The organism is Sandarakinorhabdus oryzae (genome assembly GCF_009733735.1).
GTDB lineage: Bacteria > Pseudomonadota > Alphaproteobacteria > Sphingomonadales > Sphingomonadaceae > Sandarakinorhabdus > Sandarakinorhabdus oryzae.
In genome coordinates this window covers 1-12,356 of the sequence record NZ_WNJP01000083.1, presented here as the reverse complement: position 1 = coordinate 12,356, position 12,356 = coordinate 1, and the positions used below count along the sequence as shown (strand labels likewise).

At 65.3% G+C, this 12,356-nt stretch carries 15 protein-coding genes and 1 pseudogene; 5 read left to right on the top strand and 11 right to left on the bottom strand.

Annotation, left to right across the window (positions count from 1 at the left end; translation table 11 throughout):
• Positions 1 to 435: OmpA family protein (locus tag GJ693_RS09520; protein WP_156256074.1), on the top strand; the 435-nt coding region annotated here is incomplete at its 5' end.
• Between the two features lie 145 nt (positions 436 to 580).
• Here GJ693_RS09520 and GJ693_RS09515 read toward each other — a convergent pair.
• The 9 genes from GJ693_RS09515 to GJ693_RS09475 form a co-directional block, all read right to left on the bottom strand.
• The gene (locus GJ693_RS09515) at positions 581 to 1,228 is read right to left on the bottom strand and encodes a hypothetical protein (RefSeq protein ID WP_156256073.1); all 648 of its coding nucleotides are present in this window, start codon (positions 1,226 to 1,228) and stop codon (positions 581 to 583) included.
• 81 nt (positions 1,229 to 1,309) lie between these two features.
• Positions 1,310 to 1,609 carry an SCP2 sterol-binding domain-containing protein gene (locus GJ693_RS09510; RefSeq protein WP_156256072.1) on the bottom strand — a complete coding sequence of 100 codons (300 nt, stop codon included), beginning with the start codon at positions 1,607 to 1,609 and terminating at the stop codon, positions 1,310 to 1,312.
• A gap of 78 nt (positions 1,610 to 1,687) precedes the next feature.
• Positions 1,688 to 1,951 (bottom strand): hypothetical protein, encoded by a 264-nt coding sequence (locus GJ693_RS09505; protein WP_156256071.1) that lies wholly within the window; start codon positions 1,949 to 1,951, stop codon positions 1,688 to 1,690.
• Positions 1,952 to 2,083: 132 nt separating this feature from the next.
• Positions 2,084 to 2,719, bottom strand: a complete 636-nt coding sequence (gene lipB, locus GJ693_RS09500; protein WP_156256070.1) for a lipoyl(octanoyl) transferase LipB — start codon at positions 2,717 to 2,719, stop codon at positions 2,084 to 2,086.
• A 2-nt stretch (positions 2,720 to 2,721) separates the two neighbouring features.
• Entirely contained in the window at positions 2,722 to 3,864 is a 1,143-nt protein-coding gene (locus tag GJ693_RS09495) for an epoxide hydrolase family protein (RefSeq protein ID WP_156256069.1), read from the bottom strand.
• Positions 3,861 to 5,498: a GMC family oxidoreductase gene (locus tag GJ693_RS09490; RefSeq protein ID WP_156256068.1), complete on the bottom strand. Its 1,638-nt coding sequence runs from the start codon at positions 5,496 to 5,498 to the stop codon at positions 3,861 to 3,863. Before GJ693_RS09490 ends, GJ693_RS09495 begins: the two co-directional genes overlap by 4 nt.
• An 84-nt stretch (positions 5,499 to 5,582) precedes the next feature.
• Positions 5,583 to 6,089, bottom strand: a complete 507-nt coding sequence (locus GJ693_RS09485) for a glycine cleavage system protein R (protein ID WP_156256067.1) — start codon at positions 6,087 to 6,089, stop codon at positions 5,583 to 5,585.
• 56 nt (positions 6,090 to 6,145) lie between these two features.
• Positions 6,146 to 7,225 (bottom strand): pyridoxal phosphate-dependent aminotransferase, encoded by a 1,080-nt coding sequence (locus tag GJ693_RS09480; protein WP_235902784.1) that lies wholly within the window; start codon positions 7,223 to 7,225, stop codon positions 6,146 to 6,148.
• A 49-nt stretch (positions 7,226 to 7,274) separates the two neighbouring features.
• Positions 7,275 to 8,495: an NAD(P)/FAD-dependent oxidoreductase gene (locus tag GJ693_RS09475; protein ID WP_156256066.1), complete on the bottom strand. Its 1,221-nt coding sequence runs from the start codon at positions 8,493 to 8,495 to the stop codon at positions 7,275 to 7,277.
• Positions 8,496 to 8,603: 108 nt separating this feature from the next.
• Between GJ693_RS09475 and GJ693_RS09470 the strand changes: the two genes are divergently transcribed.
• From GJ693_RS09470 to GJ693_RS09455, 4 genes are read left to right on the top strand one after another with little or no spacing between them, the layout of a single operon-like run.
• Positions 8,604 to 9,476: an MBL fold metallo-hydrolase gene (locus GJ693_RS09470; protein WP_156256075.1), complete on the top strand. Its 873-nt coding sequence runs from the start codon at positions 8,604 to 8,606 to the stop codon at positions 9,474 to 9,476.
• Positions 9,476 to 10,471 carry a quinolinate synthase NadA gene (gene nadA / locus GJ693_RS09465; protein WP_156256065.1) on the top strand — a complete coding sequence of 332 codons (996 nt, stop codon included), beginning with the start codon at positions 9,476 to 9,478 and terminating at the stop codon, positions 10,469 to 10,471. The genes GJ693_RS09470 and nadA overlap by 1 nt, the downstream gene beginning before the upstream one ends.
• Positions 10,440 to 11,294: a carboxylating nicotinate-nucleotide diphosphorylase gene (gene nadC / locus GJ693_RS09460; protein WP_156256064.1), complete on the top strand. Its 855-nt coding sequence runs from the start codon at positions 10,440 to 10,442 to the stop codon at positions 11,292 to 11,294. The genes nadA and nadC overlap by 32 nt, the downstream gene beginning before the upstream one ends.
• Positions 11,295 to 11,348: 54 nt before the next feature.
• A complete protein-coding gene (locus tag GJ693_RS09455) occupies positions 11,349 to 11,753 on the top strand; it encodes a phosphate-starvation-inducible protein PsiE (RefSeq protein ID WP_156256063.1) in 405 nt (134 codons plus the stop codon).
• Here GJ693_RS09455 and GJ693_RS09450 read toward each other — a convergent pair.
• Entirely contained in the window at positions 11,734 to 12,111 is a 378-nt protein-coding gene (locus tag GJ693_RS09450) for a DUF4112 domain-containing protein (RefSeq protein WP_156256062.1), read from the bottom strand. The two genes, GJ693_RS09455 and GJ693_RS09450, sit on opposite strands and share 20 nt — an antisense overlap.
• Positions 12,112 to 12,156: 45 nt before the next feature.
• Positions 12,157 to 12,356, bottom strand: a pseudogene (locus tag GJ693_RS16875) (DUF937 domain-containing protein); the annotation flags it as partial.

Here is a 12,356-nt window from a genome sequence, read left to right as displayed (position 1 = left end):
CCGCCGCCTCCCCCGCCGCCCCCGCCGCCGCCGCTGCCGCCGTGCCCGCCGGCTGCTGTGACGCCTGGTCCGTTCCTGGTCTTCTTCGATTGGGACAAGTCCAATATCACGGCTGAAGCCGCTGCCATCCTCGACCGCGCGGCCGAGCAGTACGCAGCGACTGGCCAGACCCGCGTTGCGCTTGCCGGCCACGCCGACAAGTCGGGCAAGGACGATTACAACGTGAAGCTGTCGCAGCGTCGCGCTGATGCCGTGAAGGCCTATCTGGCCGGCAAGGGTGTCCCCGCCGATGCGATGGGTACGGAAGCCTTCGGTGAAGGTCGTCCGCTGGTTGATACCGCCGATGGTGTGCGCGAACCGCAGAACCGTCGCGTGGAAATCACCTTCAGCGGCGCTCCGGCTCCGGCTCCGACCGGGCCCTGCCAGCCGCAGTAAGCGGCCGACAGGCTAAAAGAAATTGGGGGAGTGGCGATGCCACTCCCCCTTTTTCTTTGTCTTCATTCAAGAACGAGATCCGCAAGCCATGGCTACGCCGCCCGCTCAGGCGGCTGGGCGGCAATGCAACGGGTGTGAGTAGCGATCAGTCGTCGGCGACGTAGATCGGTAGCCTGAAATCGGGGAGCGTCGCCATGGGTGGAACCATCAGGCCGGCAGCAGGCGGCACAATGCCAAGCGCATCGCGCAGCGCCACGACGGCTGTCTCGGCAACCCGGGCCATCTCGCCCGGCGCCGCTGCCCGGAGCGCAAGCCCGGCCTGGCCGGCCGCCCAGCAGAAATTATACTGCGCATCGAGCGTCGAAAAACTGTTGTAGCTGCGGGTGTTATACCGATCGAACGCGGCCATGCCGCCGCTCTTCACCGTTCGCACGAAGTGACTGATCATCATGGCCTGCGCCGAAGCCAGGTCGTCACCGTGCTTCTTCAGCATCTGGTTATAATTGTCGACGGCCCGCAGGAACGGCGAGTATTGGCACTGCAGCGCGGCCACGTTTAGCGCTGCTCGCAGGGTCCATACCGCATGGGCCCTCGCTTCAGCTGGCGTCGGTTTGGTGAGCACCACTGCCTTTGGCACCATGATGCCGGGCGTGATGGGAGCCTTGGGCGCCACCGGCTTTACCACAGCCTTGGCTGTGGGCCGTTTTACAGGGCGCTTTCCCTTGCGTGGTGCCGCATCAGCGGCACCCGCAAACAGCACAGCTGTCAACGATAGCCAGAGGATTGAACGCATTTACACTATCCCCAATGAACTGCGCTCTGCCACTGGTCACCGGGCAGGCCAAGGGCCAGCCCGGTGTACCGCATCGACGGGTCAGCCCAGGATGCTGCCCAGCGACAGTGCGACCGACATGTCACCTTCGATCTTGAGCTTGCCCATCATGAACGCCATCTGAGCATTCTGCTTGCCCGTGGCGATATCCATGAAATCGGCCATGCTGACCTTGATGGTGCAGGCGGTCGGACCATCGTCATTGCTCACCACAACGGGCGAGACCGTATCATCGATGCGCACCAGGCCATCGTCGCCAAAATCAAACTTCACCGACTTCTTGAACTGGCCGCCGGCACCCAGCCGTTCGGTCATGGTTTCGGTGATCTGTGCAAGGCTCATCTTGTATCCTTCCCCAAAGAAAAAGGGCCGCCCCATGCGGGACGGCCCTTCCTAAAGCAAATCGACGAAAAGTCGAAATTACTTGGCAGCCGGAGCTTCAGCAGCCGGAGCAGCAGCGGCGTCGGCGGCCGGAGCAGCAGCGGCGTCAGCGGCCGGAGCAGCGGCGTCAGCAGCCGGAGCCATGGCGTCGGCAGCCGGAGCGGCTTCCGGAGCCGGAGCGGCTTCAGCAGCCGGCGCTTCGGCGGCCGGAGCTTCTTCAGCCTTCTTTTCGCCGCAAGCGACGACGAGCAGGGCGGCGCCAGCGATGATCGAGGCGGTCTTCAGCTTTTCAACGATGGTCATTGTTTAAACTCCTTGGACGGTATCGCCTGAACCCAGGACGAGTTGGGTCGGCTCGGCCTTAATCCCCCAACTGGGGTAGACATTAGCGATGCCAGCGAAATCCTGCAAGCGGGTCGTTGCACGTAGATGGCATCATGCGACGAGACGTGCCAGCAGTGCGGGCATATGGCGGGCGAACGCCCGATCGACATCAGCCATTGTGGCTTCCACGCCCAGCGCCGAAAGACTGGTCACCGGCTCTGCCAGGCCGCAGGGGATGATCCCATTGAAATCATTGAGTTCAGGGGCGACGTTCAGCGAGAGCCCGTGAAAGCTCACCCAGCGCTGGACCCGAACGCCGATGGCAGCGATTTTTGCCGTCCCGTTGGGCGTGTCGACCCAAACCCCGACCTTGCCAGCGATAATGCGCCCGCTGACGCCAAAATCACCAAGCACATCGATCAGCCAGTGCTCCAGACCCGCGACATATCGTCGGACATCACGGCCGCGGGCGGCGAGATCCAGCATCACATAGACCACCCGCTGCCCTGGCCCGTGATAAGTATAGCGGCCACCACGGCCAGCGCTGAATACCGGGAAGCGTTCAGGGTCAATCAGTTCAGCCGGGATGGCACTGGTTCCGGCCGTGTAGAGCGGCGGATGCTCCACCAGCCAGATGCGTTCCGATTCGGAGCCCGCCCTGATTCCCGCCGCGAGTCCCTGCATGCGCGCCAGCGCCTCCGGGTAGGCCGTGAGGCCAGCCGAGACCTCCCAGACCGGGTCCGTCATGCTCACAGCCCGGCGACAAACGCCCTGAGGTCGGCGAGGAACAGCTCAGGCTCCTCCAGGCTGGCAAAGTGGCCGCCGCGCGGCATGCTGGTGTAGTGCACGACATTATATCCACGTTCGACCATCGTGCGGGGCGGAAAGGCGAGCAGGTCGCGCGGGAAGGCGGCGACGCCAACCGGCACTTCAACCCGGCGCCCCGGCGGCATGCCGAAGCCGCCTTCCAGGAACATGCCGCGATAGATCCAGGTTGCCGTGAGGAAACTGCGCGTTGTCAGATAGATCATGATGTTGGTGAGCATCTGGTCCATCGTGAATGGCGGATCGGTATAATCATTGGCGACATCCGACCAGCCGACGAACTTCTCGGCAAACCAGGCCGCCACGCCCATCGGCGAGTCCATCATGGCAAATCCCAGGCTTTGCGGCTTGGTGCCCTGCAACTGGAGATAGGCGGTTTCGGTAGCACGCATGGCCACCGCCTTCTCCATCCACGCGCTCTCGTCCGGCGTGCGCGGCGTCATGTCGGCACTTCGCAGGCCATAGCCATTGAGGTGCACGGCCTGCACCCGCTGCGAATCAAGCCCGATCCAGCCGCCGATCACGCTGCCCCAATCGCCGCCCTGGTAGATGAAGCCGTCATAACCCAGCGCACCCATCAGCGCGTCGTAGCGGCGGGCGACTTCGCGGGGCCCGATCGGCGCCGACGGTCGGTCAGACCAGGCATAGCCCGGCAGCGATGGCGCCACGACATGGAAGGCAGGCGCCGCCGGATCCTCGGGCTCGGCCAGCCGTTCGATGATGGCGTCAAATTCCAGGATCGATCCCGGCCAGCCGTGTGCAATCAGCAGCGGCCGCGCATCGGGGCGGCTCGAGCGCAGATGCACGCAGTGCAGGTGGAATGGCTTGCCGCCATCCTCCCCAATCTCAACCCGCACATGCGGCAGGCGATTGAAATGCGCCACCGCCGCGCGCCAATCAAAACCCCCCAACCAATGCGCCTGCAGCCGCTGCAGGTAATCGCGGTTGGCGCCGTGCCGCCAGCCGGCGTTCGGCGGCTCCTCGAACCAGCGGAACGCGGCCACGCGGTCGCGGATCCAGGCAACTTCATCGGCATTTTCCGGAATCGTGAACGGCGTGATGGTCATGCCGCGAGCCCCAGCTTGCGGCCCAGCTTGGTGCGCGCCGCAATGATGTCGGCGGCCTTTTCCGCGATCATGATGGTCGGCGCATTGGTGTTGCCCGACACCAGATATGGCATCACGCTGGCATCGATCACGCGCAGGCCTTCAACGCCGTTCACGCGCAACTGGCCATCCACGACGGCGTGATCATCCACGCCCATGCGGCAAGTGCCGACGGGGTGATAAATGGTCTCGGCCCAGCCACGCATGCGCTCCAGCAGTGCGTCTCGGCTTGTCACATCGGCCCCGGGCCAGGCTTCGCCATCGTTATAGTGCGCAAAGGCCGGCTGCCGGCCAATCTCGCGGGCGATTTCCACGCCGCGCAGCAGGGTCTCGACATCCTCGGGCGCGCTCAGATAATTGGGGTCAATCGCTGGCGGGCCGAGCGCGTCGGGCGATTTCAGCCGGATGGTGCCACGGCTTTCCGGTCGCAACTGGCAGACGTGCAACTGGTAGCCATGACGGCCGTCCATTTCACCGCGGCCGTGCGGATTGCCGCGCACCGGCATGAAGTGCATCTGGATATCGGGCGCCGCTAGCCCCTCGCGGGTGGCAATGAATGCGCCAACAGGGGTCGGCATATGGGCGCCATTGCCGGTGCGGGCGAACACCCATTTGCCCAGCGCCACCATCTTGTTGATGAATTTGCTATTGTTGTTGAGCGTGATCGGCTGGCTGCAATGCCATTGCACGATCACGTCGAGATGATCCTGCAGATTGCCGCCGACATCCGGGCTATCGGCGACAACGCCAATGCCCATGGCCTGCAGATGCGCGGCCGGGCCAACACCTGACAGCATCAACAGCTGCGGGCTGTTCACGGCACCCCCACACAGGATGATCTCGCGGCCCATGGCCTGGTCGCTGCGATTGCCCTGGGTATAGGCAACGCCAACGGCCCGGTTGCCGTCAAACAGCACGCGCTGCGCTTGTACGCCGGTCCGGATTTCGAGGTTGGGGCGCTTGCGCACCTCCGGCGTCAGATAGGCCTTGGCCGCCGAGAAGCGCTCTCCATCCTTGATGGTGGCATCATATTGCCCGGCGCCTTCGAACTGCGGCCCGTTGAAATCGTCGGTGCGCTTGTAGCCGGCCTGTGTCGCCGCTTCGATGAAGGCAGCGTTGAGCGGATTGGGCAGTGCGCCCTTGCGGCTGGTATGCAGCGGGCCACCCGCCCCATGAAAATCATCGGCGCCGCGCTCTGAGTCCTCGGCCTTGCGGAAATAGGGCAGCACGTCAGCCCAGCCCCAGCCGGTCAGCCCCAGCTGACTCCAGCGGTCATAATCGCTGGCATGGCCGCGGATATAGACCATGCCGTTGATCGAGGATGATCCGCCCAGCGCCCGGCCGCGCGGCCAATAGAGCGGCCGATTGCCAAGATGCGCCTGCGGCTCCGTCCAGTAACCCCAGTCAAAGGGGCTCGGCTTGTCGGGCGGGATGATCTGGGCGATGCCGGCCGGCATCTGGATCAGCATGCTGTTGTCGTTGCCGCCGGCTTCCAAAAGCAGCACGCGGGTGGCCGGGTCGGCGGAGAGGCGATTGGCCATGGCGCAACCGGCAGAGCCCGCGCCGACGATAATGAAATCCACTGCCTCGCCCATGGCGACACTCCCCATATTCACGTTTGCCTCACGCTAACCCGCTTCTGAGTCGCGCGCAAACCGTCTGCTTGGGGAGGCAACAGCTCAGGCGAGATCCACCATGATTTCGGCCGAAACGCCTTCGAGGGCTGCCTGCACGTCGGTTTCCGACACGCCGGCCGGCAGGCTGGCGACCACCTCGGCGCGAAACAGCCGCGCGCCCGACCAGGCGCCATCTTCGGCGGTGGTTTCCAGCGACTCGATGTTCACGCCCAACGGCGCCAGCGCTTGCGCCAGTTCGTTGACAATGCCGGGCCGATCCTGCGCCACCAACTGCAGGCTGAGCCGCGTGCCAGCAGACGCCACTGCCTCGCCGGCATCGACCAGCGTGACATTCAGGCCGTTGGCATCCACGGCGGCGACCGCCTTGTGCAGCGCCGCCAGCTGTTCCGGCGCGATTTCCACCAGCACGCTGCCGACATAGCGGCCAGCAAGGCGCGCCAGGTGTGATTCCAGCCAGTTGCCGCCGGCATCCAGCACGGCCTCGGCCAGCGCGGCGGTGAGACCCGGACGGTCCGATCCGATGACAGTGAGGATGACCCTGCTGGCCATGGCGATGCTCCCTGATTGTTTTCCTGCCCATGCGCCGGCCCGGTCAGGCTGGCAAGTCAGGCCCGCATGAGTTCAGGCAAGGCCGCGGCATAGCGCTCCACATCGGGCAGGCGCCCGGTCGAGACCCGCGACCATTCGGGCCAGGCCGGCCCCCATGCCCCGCGCACCAGGATGCCGCGCTGGGCCATGGCGGCGGCGAAGCGATCGGCATTGGCGACCTTCACGAACAGGAAATTGGTCTGACTGGGCAGGGCGATGGTGCCGGCCTTTGCAACGGCGGCTTGCAGCACCCGCCGCGCCGCGATGATGGACGTGCGGCTCTGTTGCTGAAACGCACCATCATCCCAGGCCGCGATGGCGGCCGCAAGGCCGGGCGCATTCAGGCTGATGGTGATGCGGTGGCGCTTCAGCTCGCCGGCATTGGCCGGCGAGGCGACGGCGTAACCGATGCGCAGGCCGGCCATGCCGAACAGCTTGGAGAAAGTGCGGGTGACGATGACATTGGCGCCGCCTTGAATCAGCGGCAGCATGGTCGAACCGGCCGGATCGTCGGCCAGTTCCATATAGGCTTCATCGACAAGCAGAGTGACCCGCGGCGGCAGTGCCCGGGCAAAGGCCAGCAGATCTGCCGCTGGCAACATCATGCCGGTCGGGTTGTTGGGATTGCACAGATAGATCATCGCCACATCGGGCGCAGCGGCGGCACGGGCCAGCGCGCCCAGATCAATGCCCATATCCGGCGCCATGGCGACCCGGCGATAACTCAGCCCCTGCGCCATCGGATAGAGCAAGGGTTCGTCGAACTGCAGCGCCGGCATCAGGATGGTGCCGCGCCGCCCCCAAGCCAGCGCCGCACTGGTGATGACCTCCGAACTGCCGTGGCCGAGCACGACCTGCGACGCCGGCACACCCAGCCGCTTGCCGATCATCGCCGCCAGCCGGCCTTCCGCATCATCGGCATAATACCAACCGCTGCGCGCCAGATCTGCCATCGCCTTGATCGCAGACGGCGGCGGGCCGAGTGGATTCTCGTTATATTTCAGGTGGGCAATGCCCGGCGCTGGCGCAAAGCCGGTGGGATCCGCCACCATCGGGCGGATGGTGATGGCGCTGGCCTGCGTGCTTGCCGCTGCCATGCCTGCCAGCCCCAGCCAGCCCCGCCGTGTCACGTCCATATCTGCCCCCTCAGGCTTGGTGCCAGCTTTTCAGTGGCGTCGCCGTATCGGCCAGCGCGTCCAGCGGCACCGCCACGCCTTGTTCCACCAGCGCCTTACCCTGGACATAGTCGCGCGCCGCGTTCACGCAGTCCAGCGCGATCACCTTGCCGGCCTTCAGATAGATCAGGCTGAACGCCCGCGTAGCGGGATCGCCGCGCAACACGGTCTGATCATGGCCGAGGCTGAGACCCATCGTCTGCAGCCTGAGGTCAAATTGATTGGACCAGAACCACGGCACTGCATGGTATGGCGCCGGATCGCCGGTGATGGCCCGCGCCACGGTCGCGGCCATGTCGGCGGCGTTCTGCACCGATTCCAGCCGGATCTCAGCGCCGCCGGCAAAGGCGTTGGCGTGCAGCGCGCAGTCGCCGATGGCGAAAATGTCGGGCAGGCTGGTGCGGCAATGATCATCCACCCACACACCGTTTCCGCCCTTGGCACCGGCGTCGAGCAACGGCTGCACGGCTGGCACGATGCCGATGCCGACAATCACCACATCCGCCACCACTTGGCGGCCGTCGGCCAGCGTGGCCAGCCTTGCGCCGCCCGCATCGGCAATCGCCACCACCTGCGCGCCGGTGACGATCTCCACGCCATGCGCTGCATGCTCCGCCTGGTAGAAGGCGGACAATTCCGGCCCCGCCACGCGCGCCAGCACCCGGTCCATGGCTTCCAGAACGGTCACCGCATGGCCGAGCTTGCTGAGCACCGCTGCGGACTCCAGGCCGATGTAGCCGCCGCCCACCACCAGCACGCGCGATTCGGGCTTCAGATCGGCCTTCAGCGCATCGACATCGGCGCGCGTGCGGATGGCATGCAGCCCGGGCAGATCATGGCCAGGGCACGTCAGCCGGCGCGGATCGCCGCCCGCCGCCCAGACCAGTTTCCCATATTCGACTGGCCCAGCCGTCGTCTCCAGCCGGTGCACCACCGCATCGACCGCCGTCACGCGGGTACCGGTCATCACCTCCACCTGGCGCTCTGCCCAGAAGGCCGGTGGCCGCAGCAGCATGCGCTCGAAAGTCTTCTCGCCGGCAAGATATTCCTTTGAAAGCGGCGGGCGTTCGTAGGGCAGTTCCGGCTCGGCCGTGACGATGGCCAGGCTGCCGGCAAACCCGCGCTGGCGCAGCTGCGCCGCCTGTGCCGCACCGCCATGGCCGCCGCCCACGATCACCACATCGAACTGCATCTTTTGCCTCCCGTTGTGTCACGCATGCGGCAATGGCGCGCCGCCTTCAAGCCGGGTTGTTGCGGATCGGGCCTTTCAATTGGCCGTGGCCGCTGCCACATGGGGGCCATGGATATGGCCAGCCATCCTGACAGCGCCGCCTATGGCCATCTGCAGCCGCGTTCGCCGCTGGTGCGCCGGCTGCTGGCGAAAAATCCGTCGCCCTTCACCTTTACTGGCACCGGCACCTTCGTGGTCGGGCAGGGCACGGTGGCCGTCATCGATCCTGGCCCGGACGATCCAGCGCACATAAGCGCGCTGATTGATGCGCTGGCTGGCGAAACGGTGAGCCATATCGTCATCACCCACACCCACATGGATCACTCACCCGCAGCCCCGGCGCTGAAGGCCGCGACTGGTGCCCAGATCGTCGGCTGCGCGCCGCTGGTGCTCAGCGACGATGGACCGCGCGCCGATGCTGGGTTCGACGCGACCTATGCCCCTGATCGCGTGTTGGCCGACGGCGAGAGCATCCACGGCCCCGGCTGGACGCTCACCGCCATCCACACGCCGGGTCACACCAGCAACCACCTCTGCTTCGCGCTGGCGGAGGAGAAGGCGCTGTTCACCGGCGATCATGTCATGGGCTGGAGCACCACTGTGGTCGCTCCGCCCGATGGCGACATGGCCGATTACATGGCATCCCTCGAAAAGTTGATGGCCCGCGACGACGCCATCTATCACCCCACGCATGGCGAGGCCGTGACCGATCCGCAGCGCTTCGTGAAGCATCTGCTCGGCCACCGCCGCCAGCGCGAAACCCAGGTGTTGCGGGCGATAGGGGAGGGCCTCACCACCATCCCGCAGATGGTTGCGGCGATGTATGCGATGGTCGATAAGCGCCTGCACCCGGCCGCCGGCCGCAGCGTGCTCGCGCATCTGATTGATCTGGAACGGCGCGGCAAGGTGATCCGTGCCGGCGAAATCTGGAGTCTTGTCTGATGGACGCGCGATTGAACCTGTTGGGCGGCGGTGGCGCCGCTATCGATGTGAAGGCGGAAATCAACCGGCTGCGCAAGGAGCGCAACGCCGTCATCCTCGCCCATTATTATCAGGCGCCGGAAATCCAGGACATCGCCGATTTCGTCGGCGACAGTCTCGATCTGTCGCGCAAGGCCGCGGCGACCGAGGCGGACGTGATCGCCTTTTGCGGCGTCAAGTTCATGGCCGAAGTCGCCAAGATCCTCTCGCCGCAAAAGACCGTGGTGCTGCCCGATCTGAAGGCCGGCTGCTCCCTGGAAGACAGCTGCCCGCCGGAAGCCTTCGCGAAATTCCGCCGCGCACACCCGGATCATATCAGCCTGACCTACATCAACTGCTCGGCGGCGGTGAAGGCGGAGAGCGACATCATCGTGACGTCGAGCTCGGCCGAAAAGATCATCAACCAGCTGCCCGCCGATCAGAAGATACTGTTTGCGCCCGACAAGCATCTGGGTGCCTGGCTCAACCGCAAGACCGGGCGCGACATGCTGCTGTGGGATGGCACCTGCATGGTGCACGAGAAATTCTCGGTGACGGAATTGCTCAAATTGAAAGCCCAGCACCCGGCCGCGCCCGTACTGGCCCACCCGGAATGCCCGGCGCCGATCCTGGAACTGGCGCATTACATTGGCGCCACCAGCGGCATCCTGAACTATGCGCTGAATTCGCCTGAACCCACCATCATCGTCGCGACCGAGCCGAACATCATTCACCAGATGCAGAAGGCTGCACCGCACAAGAATTTCATCGGCGCACCTGGCGCGGATGGCAATTGCGGCTGCAACATGTGCCCCTACATGGCCTTGAACACGATGGAGAAACTCTATCTTTCCCTGCGCGATCTCACGCCGCAGATCGAGGTGCCGGAGGATGTTCGCGTGAAGGCCAAGCGCAGTCTTGATCGCATGCTGGAAATGGCCGGCAATGTCTCGGCGGTGCCGGTGCGCGGTGATTGACGGGTTTGATACGGCCGCGTTTGTTGCGGCAACGCTGGCGGAGGACATGGGGGCCGGCGGCGACATCACGTCAGCCGCGGTCATTCCGGCCGACGCGCGACTGACCGCCGTGATGGACAGCCGCGACCCGGTGATTGTCGCCGGCCTGCCGCTCGCCGTTGCTTTCTTCCGTGCGCTCGATCCGGATTGCACCATCGCCCTGTTGGCGCGTGATGGTGATGCCGTGCCAGCGGGTGCCGATCTGATGCGCATCGAGGGCAATGCCCGCGCCCTGCTCACCGCCGAGCGTTCGGCGCTGAACACCGTGCAGCACTTGACCGGCATCGCCACCATGACGCGGCAATATGTGGACGCCATTGCCGGCACCGGCGCCGTGCTGCTCGACACGCGCAAGACCTTGCCGGGCCTGAGGGCGCTGGAGAAATATGCCACTCGAATGGGCGGCGCCACCAACCACCGTCTGCGGCTGGATGACGGCGTGATGATCAAGGACAATCACATCGCGGTTGCCGGCGGTGTTGAACCAGCGGTGCGCGCGGCCAAGGCGGCGGGCCTGAAAGGCATCGTGGTCGAGGTCGATCGCATCGACCAGATCGAGCCAGCGCTTGCTGCCGGTGCCGATCGTCTGCTGCTCGACAACATGGACGTGCCGACGCTGCGGGCGGCTGTGGCGATGGTGGCTGGCCGGGTCCCGACCGAAGCCTCCGGCGGCGTCCACCTCGTCACCATCCGCGCGATTGCCGAAACCGGTGTCACCTTCATCAGTGTCGGTCGCATCACCCAGAGCGCGCCGGCAGCGGATGTTGGTCTGGATTTTGCCTGAACAGGGCCGATTGGCCACATGGCGCTGCCAGCTTTGCTGAAGTAGCGTCGCCCCATGGATCAGCCCCAACACGAGGTGCTCAGCCCGGCAGACCGCGCCCGCGCGCTGACGATGTTTGGCCTCATCGAACGCGGCCTGCTGTTCCTGATCGCGCTGCTCACGCTGGGCGCGGTGGCGCTGGAGTTGCTGCGCGTCTGGCAGGCGCAGAACATCAACCTCGCCGATATCCTGCTAATGTTCCTCTATACCGAGGTGATCGGCATGGTCGCCGCCTTCTACAGTGGCAAGACGGCACCGGTGATCTACCCGATCTTCATCGCCATCACCGCGCTGGCCCGGCTGATCGTGCTGCAAGGCAAGGAAATGGCGCCCCAGTCCATCATCTTCGAAGCGTCCGCTATCCTGCTGCTGGCGGTGGCGGCGACCATCCTGATCCGCTTCAGGCAGCCGCGCGATTGAGGTGCCGCCGCAGCAACTTGAGGTTGCGGCTGTTGGAACGGAAGAAGATGTCAAACACGTCGCCGGCCAGCGGCACGCTGCCGATCAGCGCATCGATGCCGACATTGCCAAGCATGCGGGCCAGCATGAAGCGCGAAGCGCCAAGGTTTCGCGCCTCCCACACCAGATAAAGCCCCATCGCCGCCATCGCCGCGTCGCCGACGCCGGGCACCAGGCCGATCAGGGCATCAAGGCCGATGCGCGTGCCCAGGCCGGGAATGCGCACGGCGCCTTCCAGCATATACTCGAGCCGCTCGATCCGAACGCGGGCGGATGCGGCGTCAGTGCGGGGCAGGCGGGCGGTGAGGGCTGTGGTCATACAACTGAATCTGGCCCTGTTGCGCCCGCATTCAAGTGGCGGCGGCTATTTCTTGCCGAACATGCCCATGACGTCGTTGATCGGATTGCCGTCGCCATCCCGATCCAGCATGCCGGCAACCTGGCCGAGCATGCCGCCAGCGCCGCCGCCGCCCAGCCCGGCCAGTACCTGCTCCAGCGCGCCACCCTTGCCGCCGGCGCCCTGCACGGCCTGCACTAGTTGCGGCAGCAAGCCGCCCAGCGCGC